The following is a 16460-nucleotide window of genomic DNA, read 5'->3' on the forward strand; positions in this document are numbered from 1 at the left end:
GGACGCGGGATCGGCGGCGGGCATGGGATCCACTGTAGGACGGGACGAGGCGCGCCGGGCACGCGGTCGACGTCGGTGACGATCGTCACTACACTGAGGCTCAGTTCAGTTAGTCGTCATTCACTGAAGGGGGTCTCATGACCGCCAGCACCCCGGCCCCGGCCGCGCAGGCCGCGCCCACCGTGGCCGAGCGCAACGCGGCCGGCCATGCCCGGCTCGAGCAGGAGCTCGCCGACCTCGTCGCCCGCACGTCGCTCGGCGGGCCCGAGCGCTCGCGTGAGCGCCACACCGGCCGAGGCAAGCTGCTGGTGCGGGACCGCATCGACGCGCTGCTCGACGAGGGCTCGCCCTTCCTCGAGGTCGGCGCGCTGGCCGCGCACGGCCTGTACGACGGGGACAGCCCCGCCGCCGGCGTCGTGGCGGGCATCGGCCTGGTCCACGGCCGCCTCGTGATGGTCGTCGGCAACGACGCCACCGTGAAGGGCGGCACCTACTACCCCATGACGGTGAAGAAGCACCTGCGGGCCCAGGAGATCGCCCTGGAGAACCGCCTGCCGTGCATCTACCTCGTGGACTCCGGCGGCGCGTTCCTGCCCCGCCAGGACGAGGTCTTCCCGGACCGCGAGCACTTCGGCCGCATCTTCCGGAACCAGGCGCTGCTCTCCTCGCAGCGCATCCCGCAGCTGGCCGCGGTGTGCGGCTCCTCCACGGCGGGCGGCGCGTACGTGCCGGCCATGTCGGACGAGACCGTGATCGTGCGCGAGCAGGGCACCATCTTCCTCGGCGGCCCCCCGCTCGTGAAGGCCGCGATCGGGGAGGACGTCTCGCCCGAGGACCTCGGCGGCGGCCGGCTGCACGCCGAGCGCTCCGGCGTCGCGGACCACCTGGCGGACGACGACCTGCACGCCATGCAGATCCTCCGGGACATCGTGGCCACCCTGCCTCCGGCCGAGGAGCCGGCCTGGGAGGTCGCCCCCGCCGCGGAACCCGCCAAGGACCCGGCCGAACTGACCAGCGTCGTGCCCGTGGACGTGAACACCCCCTACGACGTGCGCGAGGTGATCGACCGCCTCGTGGACGGCGGCTCCGTCCACGAGTTCAAGCCCCTCTACGGCACCACCCTGATCACCGCGTTCGCGCGGATCGACGGCCACCCCGTGGGCGTCCTCGCCAACAACGGCATCCTGTTCGGCGACTCCGCCCGCAAGGGCGCGCACTTCATCGAACTGTGCGACCAGCGCGGCATCCCGCTGCTGTTCCTGCAGAACATCTCCGGCTTCATGGTGGGCCGGGACGCGGAGGCCGGCGGCATCGCGCGCGACGGCGCCAAGATGGTCACCGCCGTCGCCACCGCCCGCGTGCCCAAGCTGACCGTGGTGATCGGCGGCTCGTTCGGCGCCGGCAACTACGCGATGTGCGGCCGCGCCTACTCACCCCGCTTCCTGTGGATGTGGCCGAACGCGCGCATCTCCGTGATGGGCGGCCCGCAGGCCTCCTCCGTGCTCACGCAGATCAAGCAGGACCAGCGGGCCGCCGCGGGGGAGGAGCCGATGTCCCCCGAGGAGGTCGAGGCCTTCCAGGCGCCGGTCCGCCGGCAGTACGAGGACCAGGGCAGCCCCCTGTACTCCACCGCCCGCCTCTGGGACGACGGTGTGATCACCCCCGGCCAGACCCGCCGGGTGCTCTCCCTGGCCCTCGACGTCATCTCCCGTTCCCCGCTGCCGGACTCCCGGTTCGGCCTGTTCCGCATGTGAGGCACCCGTGACCGAGAACCACGCCCAGGGGACGCCCCTGTTCGACACCGTGCTGGTGGCCAACCGCGGCGAGATCGCCGTGCGCGTCATCCGCACCCTGCGCCGCCTCGGCATCCGCTCGGTGGCCGTGCACTCCGACGCCGACGCCGACGCGCGGCACGTCCGCGAGGCGGACACGGCAGTCCGCCTCGGCCCGGCCCCGGCCCGCGAGTCGTACCTGGACATCGACGCCGTCGTCGACGCCGCGCGCCGCACCGGCGCGCAGGCCGTGCACCCCGGCTACGGCTTCCTGTCCGAGAACGCCGACTTCGCCCGCGCACTGGACGCGGCAGGCATCGTGTTCGTGGGCCCTCCCGTGGGCTCGCTCGACGCGATGGCGGACAAGATCCGCGCGAAGGAGACCGTGGCCGCGTACGACGTGCCGGTGGTCCCCGGCATCCAGGACCCCACGCTCACCGACGAGCAGATCACCGCCGAGGCCGAGCGCGTCGGCTTCCCGCTGCTGATCAAGCCCTCCGCGGGCGGCGGCGGCAAGGGCATGGTGGCCGTGCGCGCCGCCGAGGAGCTGCCCGGCGCCCTCGCCTCCGCCCGGCGCACCGCGCGCTCGGCGTTCGGCGACGACACGCTGCTGCTCGAGCGGCTCATCACCGCGCCCCGGCACATCGAGGTGCAGGTGTTCGCGGACGCCCACGGCGCCACCGTGCACCTGGGTGAGCGCGAGTGCTCCCTGCAGCGCCGCCACCAGAAGGTGATCGAGGAGGCCCCCGCGCCCCTGCTGACCGGGCTGGCGCACGGGGCCGAGCTCCGCGAGCGCCTGGGCCGGGCCGCCGTGGACGCGGCCGTGTCCGTGGGCTACCGCGGTGCCGGCACCGTCGAGTTCCTCGTCTCGGACGAGAACCCGGACGAGTTCTTCTTCATGGAGATGAACACCCGCCTGCAGGTGGAGCACCCGGTCTCCGAGGAGGTCGTCCGGGTGCGCGGACAGCGCCTGGACTTCGTGGAGCTGCAGCTGCGCATCGCCGCGGGGGAGCCGCTCGGCTTCGCCCAGGAGGACGTGAGCCTCGACGGCGCCGCCGTCGAGGCCCGCGTCTACGCGGAGGACCCCGCGAACGGCTTCCTGCCCTCCACCGGGCCGGTGCTGCGCTGGCGCGAGCCCGCCGGCGAGGGCGTCCGCGTCGACACGCTCCTGCTGCCCTCGCAGGGCGAGGAGCGTGCGTTCGGCTCTGTCCTGACGATCCGCGACGACGACGGTGCGCTGTGGGAGGGGCTCGCGGCCCCGGACGGTGAGCAGCCCGAGATCACCGGCTTCTACGACCCGATGATCGCCAAGCTCATCGCCCGCGGCGCCGACCGCGCCGAGGCCCTCGACCGGCTCGACGCCGCGCTCGCGGACACCGTGCTGTTCGGCGTCCGCTCCAACCTGGGCTGGCTGCGCGAGCTCGCGGCCCGCGCGGACGTGCGGGCCGGCCGGCTCACCACCGAGCTGATCGACGGCCTCGAGGCGTGGACCGCCCCCGCGCTGCCCGAGGACCTCGCCGCGCTCGCGGCCGAGGCCCTGGCCGACGTGTCCGAGGACGCGGCCGCCGCCGAGCACCGCGCGGCCGGCACCGCGTGGGCCCGGGCGGACGGCTGGCGCGGCGCGGGCGCCCCGCAGCCCGGGATGCGCGTCCGGGTCGGGGACGAGGACCGCATCCTCACCGCCCCCGCCGCCGACGCCGAGGTGGACGAGGACGCCGGAGCCCTGGCGGGCGTCAACCTCCTGGCCGGTGACCCGCGGGACCCACGCTCAGCGTGGCTGCACCGCGACGGCGCCGCGTGGCAGGTCCGCCGCCTCACCCGGGCCGAGGTGGTCGAGGCTGCCCGCGCGGCCGCGGCCGCGCGTCGTGCCCCGGCCGGCGCAGCGTCCCCCGAGGCCCGCACGCCCATGCCGGGCACCGTCGTCGCCGTGTCCGTGGCCACCGGGGACACCGTGGCCGCGGGCCAGGAGCTGGCGGTGGTCGAGGCCATGAAGATGGAGCACCCCGTCACGGCCGCCGTCGCCGGCGTCGTGACCGTCCACGTCGCCGAGGGCGACTCCGTGGCCGCGCAGGCGTTGATCGCCGTCGTCGAGCCCGCCGAGCACGCAGCACCCGAAGAGAACGCCTGAGAACAGGAGAGGACCATGAGCACCAAGCACCGCACCCTGCCCGCCCTCGAGGAGGACTACCAGGTCCTCTCCGACACCGTCCGCGAGTTCGCCGACGAGGTCGTGGCCCCGGTCTCCGCCGAGCTGGACGCCAAGCACGAGTTCCCGTACGAGATCGTGGCCCAGATGGGCGAGATGGGCCTGTTCGGCCTGCCGTTCCCCGAGGAGTACGGGGGCATGGGCGGCGACTACTTCGCCCTGGCCCTGGCCCTCGAGCAGCTCGGCCGTGTCAACCAGTCCGTGGCCATCACCCTCGAGGCCGGCGTCTCCCTGGGCGCCATGCCGCTGCTGAAGTTCGGCACCGAGGAGCAGAAGCAGCGCTGGCTGCCGGACCTCGTGGCCGGCACGCACCTGGCCGGCTTCGGCCTCACCGAGCCGGGCGCGGGCTCCGACGCCGGCGGCACCCAGACCACCGCCGCGCTCGAGGACGGCCAGTGGCGCATCAACGGCGCCAAGGAGTTCATCACCAACTCCGGCACGGACATCACCTCGCTCGTCACCGTCACCGCCGTGACCGGCACGGTGGAGGGCAGGACCGGCCACGACGGCCGCCCCGCCAAGGAGATCTCCACGATCCTCGTGCCCGCCGGCACCGAGGGCTTCTCCGTGGCCAAGGCCTACGACAAGGTCGGCTGGAACTCCTCGGACACCCACGCCCTGCACTTCACGGACGCGCGCGTGCCGGAGGAGAACCTGCTGGGCGCCCGCGGCCGCGGCTTCGCCAACTTCCTCGAGATCCTGGACGAGGGCCGCATCGCCATCGCGGCCCTGGCCACCGGCGCGGCCCAGGGCTGCGTGGACGAGTCGGTCGCCTATGCCAAGCAGCGGACCTCGTTCGGCCAGAAGATCGGGCAGTTCCAGGCGGTGTCCTTCAAGATCGCCCGCATGCAGGCCCGCGCGCACGCCGCCCGCCTGGCCTACTACGAGGCCGCCCAGAAGATGCTGGCCGGCAAGCCGTTCAAGACCGAGGCCGCCATGGCCAAGCTGATCGCCGGCGAGGCCGCCATGGACAACGCCCGGGACGCCACCCAGGTGTTCGGCGGCTACGGCTTCATGAACGAGACCCTCGTGGCTCGTCACTACCGCGACTCCAAGATCCTCGAGGTCGGCGAGGGCACCACCGAGGTGCAGCTCATGCTGATCGCCCGCGAGCTGGGCCTCTGACGTGACGGAGCGCGTCGAGATCGAGCAGCGGGGCCGCTACGCGGACGAGCTGGCGGTCGGTCAGGTCTACCTGCACCGGCCCGGCCGCACGCTCACCGAGGCGGACAACGTCCTGTTCACCACCCTCACCATGAACCCGCAGGCCCTGCACCTGGACCACGCGTACGCGGCGGCCCAGCCGTTCGGCCGACCGCTGGTCAACTCGATGCTGACGCTGTCCACCCTGGTGGGCCTCGCCGTCGGGCAGACCACGCAGGGCACGCTCGTGGCCCAGCTCGGCCTGGGGGAGATCGCGTTCCCGAAGCCGGTCTTCCACGGGGACACGCTCTACGGGCGCTCCGAGGTCACCGCGATCCGCGAGTCCTCCTCGCGGCCGGGGCAGCGGATCGTCACGTTCGCGATGACGGGGGAGAACCAGCACGGCGACGTCGTCGTCCGCGCCCAACGCACGTGCCTGATGTGGACCGCGCAGGCGCACGCGGAGGCCAAGGCGAAGGCCGCCGACGCCGCAGGGACGGGGGAGCGGGCATGAGCGCGCTGACCCTCGGACCGGCCGTCATGTTCACCCCGGCGGACCGCTCCGAGCGGTACGCCACGGCGCTCGAACGCGCGGACGCGGTGATCCTCGACCTCGAGGACGCCGTCACCCCGGAGGCCCGGCCCGCCGCGCGGGACGCCGTTGCGGCGGCCTGGGTGGGGCGGGCGACGGGCGGGGTCGACGGCGGCCCGCTGGACGAGGACCGCGTGGTGGTGCGCGTGAACCCCGCGGGCACCGCGGACCACGACGCCGACCTGGCCATGCTCGCCGGGACGGGCTGGCGCACGCTCATGCTCGCCAAGGCCGAGTCCGCCGCGCAGGTGGACGGGGTCGTCGCCGCCCTCGGACCGCAGACCCGCGTCGTCGCCCTGTGCGAGACCGCGGCCGGGATCCTCGCCGCCGCCGAACTGGCCGCCCACCCGCACGTGGGTGCGCTGATGTGGGGCGCCGAGGACCTCGTGGCGTCGATGGGCGGCAGCTCCTCCCGCACCCCCGAGGGCGCCTACCGCTCCGTGGTCCAGCACGCCCGTGCGACGGTGCTGCTGGCGGCGGCCGCCCACGGCGCGGCCGCATGGGACGCCGTCCACCTGGACCTCGGCGACGAGGCCGGGCTGGCCGCCGAGGCCGAGGACGCCGTCGCCCTGGGCTGCACCGCGACCGTGTGCCTGCACCCGCTCCAGGTGCCCATCGTGCGTTCCGCCTACACGCCCGCGCCGGAGGCCCTCGAGCGCGCCCGGCGCGTCCTCGCCGCGGCCGAGGGCCGGCACGGCGCCTTCGCGCTGGACGGGACGATGGTCGATGAGGTGGTCCTCGCCCAGGCCCGCGCGCTCCTGCGCCGCGCGGATGCGGTGGGGCCAGCCGGCGCCTGAGCGTCTCCCGGCGGCTCCGCGCCCCGGCGGCCCCGTGCCGTCGGGGCGCAGCCGTGTCCGCACGGCTGCGCACCGGGGCTGTCACTTGGGCACACGGCCCAGGGGCGCGCTTGACGGCGCACCCCTCCGCCCGTCACAGTGTGGTTGTCATCACAGTGATCTGTCTCACACTGATCCGTCCCACGCACCCCGGAGGGCCCATGTCCTCCAGCGAGCCCACGGCGCCGGTCCCCACGGCCGCGCAGTTCCGCGCCGCGCAGCAGTCCGAGGAGTTCATCGAGCTCCGGCGCACCCACCGATCCTTCGCCTTCCCCATGACCGTGGCGTTCTTCGTCTGGTACCTGGTGTTCGTGATCGCCGGCGCGTTCTTCCCCGAGTTCATGGCGATCCGCCTCGGCGGCAACATCACCCTCGGCCTGATCCTCGGTCTGCTCCAGTTCGTCACCACGTTCCTGATCACCTTCGCCTACGTCCGTTTCTCCAACCGGACCCTGGACCCCCGCGCCACCGCGCTGCGTGAGCGCCTCGAGCGCGAGTCCGCCGGCGCCCACGAGAACCCGGAGGCCACGCGATGAGCGCTTCGACCCCCCTGCTCCAGGCCGCCGCGCAGACGGTCGGCAACCCCGCCGTGAACATCGGCATCTTCGTGGCGTTCGTCGTGGTCACCCTCGTGATCGTGATCCGCGCGTCCAAGACGAACGCGTCCTCGGCGGACTACTACGCCGGTGGCCGCGGCTTCTCCGGCACCCAGAACGGCACGGCCATCGCGGGTGACTACCTCTCCGCGGCCTCGTTCCTCGGCATCGTGGGCGCGATCGCCCTCTACGGCTACGACGGCTTCCTCTACTCGATCGGCTTCCTCGTCGCCTGGCTCGTCGCCCTGCTGCTGGTGGCCGAGCTGCTGCGCAACACGGGCCGGTTCACCATGGCGGACGTGCTGTCCTTCCGCCTGCAGCAGCGTCCCGTGCGCATCGCCGCCGCCTTCGGCACCATGGCCGTCTGCCTCTTCTACCTTCTGGCCCAGATGGCCGGCGCCGGCGGCCTGGTGTCCCTGCTGCTGAACATCAACGACCGGGCCGGCCAGGCCCTCGTGATCGTGATCGTCGGCGTGCTCATGATCGTCTACGTGCTGATCGGCGGCATGAAGGGCACCACCTACGTGCAGATCATCAAGGCGATCCTGCTGATCGCCGGCGCGGGGATCATGACCGTGTGGTCGCTGGCCCTGTTCGGCTTCGACTTCAACGCCCTGCTGGGGGCCGCCGTCGAGTTGAACCCGAAGGGCGAGGCGATCCTCGAGCCGGGCCTGCAGTACGGCGCCAGCGCGCTGACCCGCCTCGACTTCGTGTCCCTGGGCATCGCGCTCGTGCTCGGCACGGCCGGCCTGCCGCACGTGCTCATGCGGTTCTACACGGTGCCCACCGCCAAGGAGGCGCGCAAGTCCGTGGTGTGGGCCATCGTCCTCATCGGCGCGTTCTACCTGTTCACCCTCGTGCTGGGCTACGGCGCCGGCGCGCTGATCGGTCCCGAGCGCATCCTGGCGGCGCCCGGCGGGCAGAACTCCGCGGCCCCGCTGCTGGCGTTCGAGCTCGGCGGCTCCATCCTGCTGGGCCTGATCTCGGCGGTCGCGTTCGCCACCATCCTCGCGGTGGTCGCGGGCCTGGCCATCACGGCGGCGGCGTCCTTCGCCCACGACGTGTACGGCTCCGTGATCGCCAAGCACCCGCTCACCCCGCAGGAGGAGGTGCGGATCGGCAAGATCACCGTGGTGGTGATCGGCGTCCTGGCGATCGTCGGCGGCATCGCCGCCCAGGGCCAGAACGTGGCGTTCCTCGTGGCGCTCGCCTTCGCGGTGGCGGCCTCGGCGAACCTGCCGACCATCCTCTACTCCCTGTTCTGGCGGCGCTTCACCACCCGCGGCGCGGTGTGGTCGATGTACGGCGGACTGCTCTCCGCGATCATCCTGATCGTCCTGTCCCCGGTGATGTCCGGGACGCCGACCTCGATGATCCCGGGCGCGGACTTCGCGGTGTTCCCGCTGAAGAACCCGGGCATCGTCTCCATCCCGCTGGCCTTCTTCCTCGGCTGGCTCGGCTCGGTGACCTCGTCGCGCGCCGAGGACCCGGACAAGCAGGCCGAGATGGAGGTCCGCTCCCTCACCGGCATCGGCGCCGAGAAGCCGGTGCAGCACTGATCCGCGGCTGACCCGGTCCCACGGGGGTCGGCGGGGCGGGACGTCGCGGTGCGGCGTCCGTCCGGCCGGCCCCCCGTCCGTGTCCAGGCCCGGCTGGCATCATGGCGGGGTGACGCACGGATCCCTCACCGACTACACGCTGCCCGCCCCCGACCCGGCGGACGACGGCGGCGCCCCGCGCGCCGTCGCCCTGATCGGCTCCACGGGCTCGATCGGCACCCAGGGCCTCGACGTGATCGCCCAGGACCCCGCCCGGCTCCGGGCCGTCGCGCTCGCGGGCGGGGCGAACACGACCCTGCTGGCCGAGCAGGCCGTGCGCTTCGAGGTCGAGGCGGTGGGCTCCGCCGCGGCGGGGGAGGAGGAGCTGCGGGCCGCCCTCGCCGACGCCGCCGCCCGCCTCGGGCGCCCGGCCCCCCGGCCGGTGCTGTTCACCGGTCCGTGCGCCGCCGAGCAGATCGCCGCGTGGCCCGGCGCCGACACCGTGCTGAACGGGATCACGGGCTCGATCGGCCTGCGGCCCACCCTCGCCGCGCTGCACGCCGGTCACCGCCTGGCCCTGGCCAACAAGGAGTCGCTCATCGTCGGCGGGGCCCTCGTGAAGGCCGCCGCGGCACCAGGGCAGCTCGTGCCGGTGGACTCCGAGCACTCCGCGCTCGCGCAGGCGCTGCGCGGCGGCACGGCGGACGAGGTCCGCCGCCTCGTGCTCACGGCCTCGGGCGGGCCGTTCCGGGGCCTGGACCGCGCCGCCCTGCACGCCGTCACGCCCGCCCAGGCCCTCGCCCACCCCACGTGGGACATGGGCCGCGTCGTCACCACCAACTCCGCCTCTCTCGTGAACAAGGCCCTCGAGGTGATCGAGGCCCACCTGCTGTTCGACGTGCCCCTGGACCGGATCGACGTCGTGGTCCACCCGCAGTCCGTGGTGCACTCGATGGTCGAGTTCGTCGACGGGTCCACGCTCGCCCAGGCCTCCCCGCCGGACATGCGCCTGCCCATCGCCCTGGGGCTGTGCTGGCCGCGCCGTCTCCCGGGCGCAGCCCCGGCCTGCGACTGGACGCGGGCGGCCACCTGGACCTTCGAGCCCCTCGATGAGGAGGCCTTCCCCGCCGTGCGGGCCGCGAAGGAGGCGGCGGCCGCCTCGCCCACCCACATGGCCGTGTTCAACGCCGCCAACGAGGAGGCGGTGGACGCCTTCCACGCCGGCGCCCTGCCCTTCGACGGGATCGTGGACACGGTCCGCGCCGTCGTCGCCGACTATGCCCCCGAGCACGTGCTCGCCGCGGCCGGCCACGACCCCGCGCCCGCGGCGCTCACCGTGGATGCCGTGCTCGCCGCCGAGACCTGGGCGCGCCGTGCGGCGCGGGCCCGCTGGTGACCGTCGTGGAGATCCTCTGGTACGTCACGGGCGTCCTCGCGGTCGCGCTGGGCCTGGCGGTCTCGATCGCCCTGCACGAGGTCGGCCACCTCATCCCGGCCAAGCTCTTCGGCGTGCGCGTCACGCAGTACATGATCGGCTTCGGCCCGACGCTCTTCTCCTGGCGCCGCGGCGAGACGGAGTACGGGTTCAAGGCCGTCCCGCTGGGCGGCTACGTCGCGATGATCGGGATGCTGCCCCCGCCGCGGCCCGGACAGACGCCCCGCACGGCGTCCACGGGCTTCGTCCAGCAGCTGGGCCGCCTGGCCGACGACGCGCGGGCCCAGGCCGCCGAGGAGGTCCGCCCCGGCGACGAGCACCGCCGCTTCCTCGCCCTGCCGGTGTGGAAGCGCGTGGTGATCATGCTCGGCGGGCCGTTCATGAACCTGCTCATCGCGCTGGGCCTCACCGCCCTGCTGGTCACCACGGTGGGCACCTCGCAGCCCAGCACCACCGTCGCCGAGGTCTACCGGTGCGTGGTCACGACGCAGGAGCAGCAGACCCGCGCCGCCTCCGGCGGGACAGAGGACTGCCGCCCGGGCGATCCCGCCGGGCCCGCCCACGAGGCGGGACTGCGCCCCGGGGACACCGTGCTCGCCTTCGACGGGCAGCCGGTCTCCGACTGGGACGCCCTCTCCGCCGCGATCCGGGACCGCGCCGGACAGCCCACCCGGATCGAGTGGGAACGCGACGGCGAGCGGATGAGCGCCACCCTGACCCCGCGCCTGACCGAACGGCCCGTGACGGACGCGCTGGGCCGGCCCGAGCGGGCCCCGGACGGGACCGTCGCGACCCACGAGGTCGGGTTCATCGGCATGGGCGCGCAGCTCGAGACGGTCCGCGGCACCCCGCTCGACGCCGGCCCGCTCGTCGCCCAGCAGGTGCGCGGCGTCGTCGACGTCGTCCTCGTGCTGCCGCAGCGGCTGTGGGACACCGCCGTCGCCGTGGTGACCCCGGCCGAGCGCGACCCGGACGGCCCGATGTCCGTGGTGGGCGTCGGACGGATCGCCGGGGAGGCGGCGGCGCTCGAGCAGGCCACGCTGACGGACAAGGCCGCCCTGCTGCTGTCCCTGCTGGCGGGCGTGAACGTGGCTCTCATGGTGTTCAACCTCATCCCGCTGCTCCCGCTCGACGGCGGCCACGTGGCCGGCGCCCTGTGGGAGGCGGTGCGCCGCGGCTGGGCCCGGATCACGGGCCGCCCCGACCCGGGGCCGTTCGACCTGGCCCGCATGCTGCCGCTGACCTACGCGGTGGGCGCGGCGATGCTGCTCATGGGCGTCCTCCTGATCGTGGCGGACATCGTGGAGCCGGTCCGGCTGTTCTGAGTCCGGTCCGTTCGCCGTGGGCGGTCGCCCCGCGCCCCGGGGCGCCCGCGCGCCTAGGATGGACCGGAGAACCCGGCGGCCCCGCGCCGTCGACCCCGAGAACCCATGAGGAGCGCCCCCGTGCCCGTCAGCCTTGGAATGCCGTCCGCCCCGCCGCCCGTGCTGGCCCCGCGCCGCACCACTCGGCAGATCCAGGTGGGCTCGGTGGGTGTCGGCTCGCAGCACCCCGTCTCGGTGCAGTCGATGACCACCACCAAGACGCACGACATCGGCGCGACCCTGCAGCAGATCGCCGAGCTCACGGCCGCCGGCTGCGACATCGTCCGCGTGGCCTGCCCCACGGACAAGGACGCCGAGGCCCTCAAGGTCATCGCCCAGCAGTCCACCATCCCCGTGATCGCGGACATCCACTTCCAGCCGAAGTACGTGTTCGCGGCGATCGAGGCCGGCTGCGGCGCCGTGCGCGTGAACCCGGGCAACATCAAGAAGTTCGACGACAAGGTCAAGGAGATCGCCCAGGCCGCCTCGGACCATGGCACCTCCATCCGCATCGGCGTCAACGCCGGCTCCCTGGACCCGCGCCTGCTGCAGAAGCACGGCAAGGCCACCCCGGAGGCCCTCGTCGAGTCCGCCGTCTGGGAGGCCTCCCTCTTCGAGGAGCACGGCTTCAAGGACTTCAAGATCTCCGTCAAGCACAACGACCCGGTGATCATGGCCCGCGCCTACGAGCTGCTCGCCGAGCAGGGTGACTGGCCGCTGCACCTCGGCGTCACCGAGGCCGGCCCGGCCTTCCAGGGCACCATCAAGTCCGCCACCGCCTTCGGCTACCTGCTCGGCCAGGGCATCGGCGACACCATCCGCGTCTCCCTCTCCGCGCCGCCGGTCGAGGAGGTCAAGGTGGGCCTGCAGATCCTGCAGTCCCTGAACCTGCGTGAGCGCAAGCTCGAGATCGTCTCCTGCCCCTCGTGCGGCCGCGCCCAGGTGGACGTGTACACGCTGGCCGAGCAGGTCACCGAGGGCCTCCAGGACCTCGAGGTCCCGCTGCGGGTGGCCGTCATGGGCTGCGTCGTCAACGGGCCGGGCGAGGCCCGCGAGGCCGATCTCGGCGTCGCCTCCGGCAACGGCAAGGGCCAGATCTTCGTCAAGGGCGAGGTCATCCGCACCGTGCCCGAGGACCAGATCGTGGAGACCCTCATCGAGGAGGCCAACCGGATCGCCGGTGAGATGGACCTGGGGGAGGACGGCGGTGACCAGGCTGCCGCCGGTGCCCCGGTGGTCTCCGTCCACTGACCGGGAGGTCCGGGCCGCCACGGGAGACCGCGTCCGCCTGCTGACCGACGCGGACACCGCCGCGCTCGCGGCCCTGTCCGCCCGTGCCCCCGTGTCCAACGTGTTCGTGGACTCCCTGCTCGAGGCGGGCCGCCTGGCCGGCCCGCGCGGGGGAGCGGCGGGCACCCTGTTCCTCGGGATCGACGACGACGCCCCGGGCGCCGGGGGGCTGCGGGCGGCCGTCTGGATCGGCTCGAACGTGGTGCCGGTCGCCGCGTCCGAGGCCCCGGACGCGGGCTGGGCGCCGGGCGACGCGGAGGCGTTCGGCGCGGCGGCCGCGGCGCTGCGCCGCCGGTACGGGTCGATCTACGGCCCGGCCGGTCCCGTGCTGGCCGCCGGCGAGGCCCTCGCCGCCGCGGGCCACCGGTCCCGGTCCGTGCGCGCCGACCAGCCGCTGCTCGTGCTGGGCACGGCCCGGGGTATCGACCCGAACCCGTACGTGGTGCAGGCGCAGCCACGCGACTTCGCGCGCGTCCTGCCGGCCAGCGCGGCGATGTTCGAGGAGGAGCTCGGCTTCTCCCCGTTCGCCGGCGGCGCGGCCCAGTACCGGGACCGGGTCGAGCGGCTGATCCACGCCGGGCGCGTCTTCATCGACCCGGGCCCGCGCGACGCGGGCGGCCCGCTGCGCTTCAAGGCGGACATCGGGCTGCTCTCCTCCCGGTGCGCCCAGATCCAGGGCGTGTGGATGGCCCCCGCCGCGCGGGGCCGAGGGCTGGCGGCGTCGGCGATGGCCGCCGTCGTGGACTACGTGCGCCTCCAGGCGCCCGTGGTCAGCCTCTATGTCAACGCGTACAACACCCCCGCGCTGCGCACGTACGAGCGCGTGGGGTTCGAGCGGCGCGGCACGTTCGCGACAGTCCTGTACTGACCCGGCGGACCCTGCGCGGGCGATAGGATCGGCGGTCAGGACGCCGGGCACCCCGTGCCGGCGTCGTCCCGTCCCGCGCGCCGCCCCCGACCGCGCGAGCCCGTCCGAGGAGGCCCCGTCATGCCCCTGCGCATGTCCACCCTGTTCCTGCGCACCCTGCGCGACGACCCGGCGGAGGCCGAGGTGGCGAGCCACAGGCTCCTCGTCCGTGCCGGGTACATCCGTCGCGCGGCCCCGGGCATCTACTCGTGGCTGCCGCTGGGCCTGAAGGTGCTGGCCAAGGTGGAGCGGATCGTGCGCGAGGAGATGGACGCGATCGGCGCCCAGGAGGTGCACTTCCCGGCGCTGCTGCCGCGGGAGCCCTACGAGGCCACGGGGCGCTGGGACGAGTACGGCGACGGGCTGTTCCGCCTGCAGGACCGCAGGGGCAACGACTACCTCCTGGCCCCCACGCACGAGGAGATGTTCACGCTCCTGGTGAAGGACCTGTACTCCTCGTACAAGGACCTGCCCGCGTACCTGTACCAGATCCAGACCAAGTACCGGGACGAGGCCCGCCCGCGCGCCGGCCTGCTCCGCGGGCGCGAGTTCATCATGAAGGACTCCTACTCCTTCACGGTGGACGACGCCGGCCTGGACGCCGCGTACGAGGCCCACCGGGCCGCCTACCTGCGGATCTTCGACCGCCTCGGCCTCGAGGTCGTGCCGGTGCGGGCCACCTCCGGTGCGATGGGCGGCTCCCGCTCCGAGGAGTTCCTACACCCCACCGAGGTGGGCGAGGACACCTTCGTCGAATCCGACGGCGGCTACCGGGCCAACGTCGAGGCCGTCACCACGGTGGCCCCCGCCCCGCTGGACGAGGCCGCCATGGCGGCCCTGCCCGCCGCCGAGGTCAAGGACACCCCGGTCTCCACCACCATCGCCGCGCTCGTGGACGTCGCCAACCAGCTGGCCCCGCGCGAGGGCGAGCCGTGGACCGCCGCGGACACGCTCAAGTGCGTCGTGGTCACCGCGGTGGTGGACGGCGGTGAGCGCCGCCCGTTCGTCGTGGGCGTGCCCGGCGACCGTGAGGTGGACCTCAAGCGTCTCGAGGCCTCCGTGGGCCCGGCGCTCGGCGTGGTCGGCGAGCCCACGCTCGAGGCCGCGACCGCCGCGGACCTGGCCGCGCACCCCGCCCTGGTCAAGGGCTACATCGGCCCCGCGGCCGCCGACGCGGTCGAGGGCACCCCGGTGCTCGGCGCGGAGGACTCCGTCTCGGGCCTGCCCTTCTTCGTGGACCCGCGCATCGCCCCCGGCACGGCGTGGATCACCGGCGCGAACGCGGACCAGCGCCACGTGTTCGGCCTCGTGGCCGGCCGCGACTTCACGTGGGACGGCGTGCTGGAGGCCACCGCGGTGCGTGAGGGCGACGAGGCCCCCGACGGCTCCGGCCCGCTGCACACCCGCCGCGGCATGGAGATGGGCCACATCTTCCAGCTCGGCCGCAAGTACGCCGAGGCCCTCGACCTGAAGGTCCTCGACGTCCACGGCAAGCAGGTCGTGGTGACCATGGGCTCCTACGGCATCGGCATCACGCGCGCCGTCGCCGCGATCGCCGAGCGCTACCACGACGACAAGGGCCTGGCATGGCCGCGCGCCGTGGCTCCGGCGGACGTGCATGTCGTCGTCGCCACGAAGGGCGAGGACGGCCTCGCCGCCGCCGAGACGCTCGCCGCGGGCCTCGAGGCCGAGGGCCTGACCGTGCTCGTGGACGACCGTCCGAAGGTCAGCCCGGGCGTGAAGTTCAAGGACGCCGAGCTCATCGGCGTGCCCACCACGGTGGTGATCGGCCGCGGCCTGGCCGACGGCGAGCTCGAGCTCAAGGACCGTGCCACCGGCGAGGCCCGCCCCGTGCCCGTGGACGGGGCCGTCGCGGCCGTGCTCACGGAGGTGCGCGACGGGCGCTGAGTGGTTCGGCGCCGTCGAGCTGACCGCCGGACTGCTCGTCCTCGTGCTCGCCGCGGGCTTCGCGGCGGGCTGGATCGACGCCGTCGTGGGCGGGGGCGGCCTGCTGCAGCTGCCGGCCCTGCTGCTCGTGCCCGGGCTGAGCCCGATCCAGGCCCTGGCCACCAACAAGCTCGGCTCGGTGTTCGGCACGGCGACGTCGGCGCTCACCTACCGGCGGCGCCTGCGGCAGGACCTGTCCACCGCACTGCCGATGGCCGCCGTCGCCTTCGGGGCGGCCCTGGGCGGGGCCATGGTCGCCGCGCATCTGCCGGCCGGCGTGATCCGGCCCGTGATCCTGGTGGCGTTGATCGCCGTCGCCGTGTTCACGGCCGTGCGCCCGGGCCTCGGGCAGGTCGCCGGCGTGGGGCCGCGGCGGAGCGCCGCGCTGGCCCGGGCCGTGGCGCTCGGCGCGGCGGTGGGCTTCTACGACGGGGTCCTCGGCCCCGGCACGGGCACGTTCCTCATCCTGGGGCTGGTCCTGCTGCTCAAGTTCGACTTCCTGCACGCCTCGGCACAGGCGAAGGTGGTCAACCTCGCGACCAACCTCGGCGCGCTCGCGTACTTCGTGCCCGCAGGGCACGCGGTGCTGGGCCTGGGGCTGCTGCTCGGCGCGGCCAACCTCGTGGGCGGCTACGTGGGGGCCCGCATGGCGATCGCCCGCGGCACCGGCTTCATCCGCGTGGTGTACCTCATGGTGGTGACCGCGCTCATCGTCAAGGTCGGCGCGGACACCCTCGCCCCGCTGCTGCGCTGACCGCGGCCCGTCCGACCCGGTCGGGAGCACTCGGCCCCGCCGTGGGCCGCGGTCAGCGCAGCAGCGGGGCGAGGGTGTCC

At 74.0% G+C, this 16460-nt stretch carries 13 protein-coding genes; all 13 read left to right on the forward strand.

What is annotated here, in order from left to right; genetic code table 11:
* Positions 1–137 precede the first annotated feature (137 nt).
* Positions 138–1754, forward strand: coding sequence for a carboxyl transferase domain-containing protein (locus J1M44_RS06400; RefSeq protein WP_144824196.1), 1617 nt, complete (start codon positions 138–140; stop codon positions 1752–1754).
* A 7-nt stretch (positions 1755–1761) separates the two neighbouring features.
* Positions 1762–3900: an ATP-binding protein gene (locus J1M44_RS06405; RefSeq protein ID WP_206480769.1), complete on the forward strand. Its 2139-nt coding sequence runs from the start codon at positions 1762–1764 to the stop codon at positions 3898–3900.
* 15 nt (positions 3901–3915) lie between these two features.
* Positions 3916–5103, forward strand: a complete 1188-nt coding sequence (locus J1M44_RS06410) for an acyl-CoA dehydrogenase family protein (protein ID WP_002855020.1) — start codon at positions 3916–3918, stop codon at positions 5101–5103.
* A 1-nt stretch (position 5104) separates the two neighbouring features.
* Complete coding sequence (locus tag J1M44_RS06415) at positions 5105–5635, forward strand: MaoC family dehydratase (RefSeq protein WP_002855019.1); 531 nt, start codon at positions 5105–5107, stop codon at positions 5633–5635.
* On the forward strand, positions 5632–6510 hold the full coding sequence (locus tag J1M44_RS06420) for an HpcH/HpaI aldolase/citrate lyase family protein (protein WP_002855017.1): 879 nt from the start codon (positions 5632–5634) through the stop codon (positions 6508–6510). Before J1M44_RS06415 ends, J1M44_RS06420 begins: the two co-directional genes overlap by 4 nt.
* A gap of 200 nt (positions 6511–6710) precedes the next feature.
* Positions 6711–7085, forward strand: coding sequence for a DUF485 domain-containing protein (locus J1M44_RS06425; protein ID WP_002855015.1), 375 nt, complete (start codon positions 6711–6713; stop codon positions 7083–7085).
* Positions 7082–8704: a solute symporter family protein gene (locus J1M44_RS06430; protein ID WP_002855014.1), complete on the forward strand. Its 1623-nt coding sequence runs from the start codon at positions 7082–7084 to the stop codon at positions 8702–8704. Before J1M44_RS06425 ends, J1M44_RS06430 begins: the two co-directional genes overlap by 4 nt.
* Before the next feature lie 139 nt (positions 8705–8843).
* Positions 8844–10079, forward strand: coding sequence for a 1-deoxy-D-xylulose-5-phosphate reductoisomerase (gene dxr / locus J1M44_RS06435; RefSeq protein ID WP_186309386.1), 1236 nt, complete (start codon positions 8844–8846; stop codon positions 10077–10079).
* On the forward strand, positions 10076–11443 hold the full coding sequence (locus J1M44_RS06440; RefSeq protein ID WP_144824199.1) for a site-2 protease family protein: 1368 nt from the start codon (positions 10076–10078) through the stop codon (positions 11441–11443). The genes dxr and J1M44_RS06440 overlap by 4 nt, the downstream gene beginning before the upstream one ends.
* A gap of 105 nt (positions 11444–11548) precedes the next feature.
* Entirely contained in the window at positions 11549–12733 is a 1185-nt protein-coding gene (ispG, locus tag J1M44_RS06445) for a flavodoxin-dependent (E)-4-hydroxy-3-methylbut-2-enyl-diphosphate synthase (protein ID WP_060775477.1), read from the forward strand.
* The gene (locus tag J1M44_RS06450; protein WP_060775486.1) at positions 12708–13640 is read left to right on the forward strand and encodes a GNAT family N-acetyltransferase; all 933 of its coding nucleotides are present in this window, start codon (positions 12708–12710) and stop codon (positions 13638–13640) included. Before ispG ends, J1M44_RS06450 begins: the two co-directional genes overlap by 26 nt.
* 120 nt (positions 13641–13760) lie before the next feature.
* Complete coding sequence (locus J1M44_RS06455; RefSeq protein WP_095695506.1) at positions 13761–15587, forward strand: proline--tRNA ligase; 1827 nt, start codon at positions 13761–13763, stop codon at positions 15585–15587.
* 43 nt (positions 15588–15630) lie between these two features.
* Entirely contained in the window at positions 15631–16380 is a 750-nt protein-coding gene (locus J1M44_RS06460) for a TSUP family transporter (RefSeq protein ID WP_179288607.1), read from the forward strand.
* Positions 16381–16460: the final 80 nt, after the last annotated feature.

This window comes from Micrococcus sp. KRD128 (genome assembly GCF_017168395.1).
GTDB lineage: Bacteria > Actinomycetota > Actinomycetes > Actinomycetales > Micrococcaceae > Micrococcus > Micrococcus luteus.

What these genes read in the sequence shown, in the direction of transcription:
- J1M44_RS06455 (WP_095695506.1), top strand. Translation starts at nt 13,761, where the DNA reads ATGCCCCTGCGCATGTCCACCCTGTTCCTGCGCACCCTGCGCGACGAC.
- ispG (WP_060775477.1), top strand. Translation starts at nt 11,549, where the DNA reads ATGAGGAGCGCCCCCGTGCCCGTCAGCCTTGGAATGCCGTCCGCCCCG.
- J1M44_RS06420 (WP_002855017.1), top strand. Translation starts at nt 5,632, where the DNA reads ATGAGCGCGCTGACCCTCGGACCGGCCGTCATGTTCACCCCGGCGGAC.
- J1M44_RS06430 (WP_002855014.1), top strand. Translation starts at nt 7,082, where the DNA reads ATGAGCGCTTCGACCCCCCTGCTCCAGGCCGCCGCGCAGACGGTCGGC.
- J1M44_RS06425 (WP_002855015.1), top strand. Translation starts at nt 6,711, where the DNA reads ATGTCCTCCAGCGAGCCCACGGCGCCGGTCCCCACGGCCGCGCAGTTC.
- J1M44_RS06400 (WP_144824196.1), top strand. Translation starts at nt 138, where the DNA reads ATGACCGCCAGCACCCCGGCCCCGGCCGCGCAGGCCGCGCCCACCGTG.
- J1M44_RS06410 (WP_002855020.1), top strand. Translation starts at nt 3,916, where the DNA reads ATGAGCACCAAGCACCGCACCCTGCCCGCCCTCGAGGAGGACTACCAG.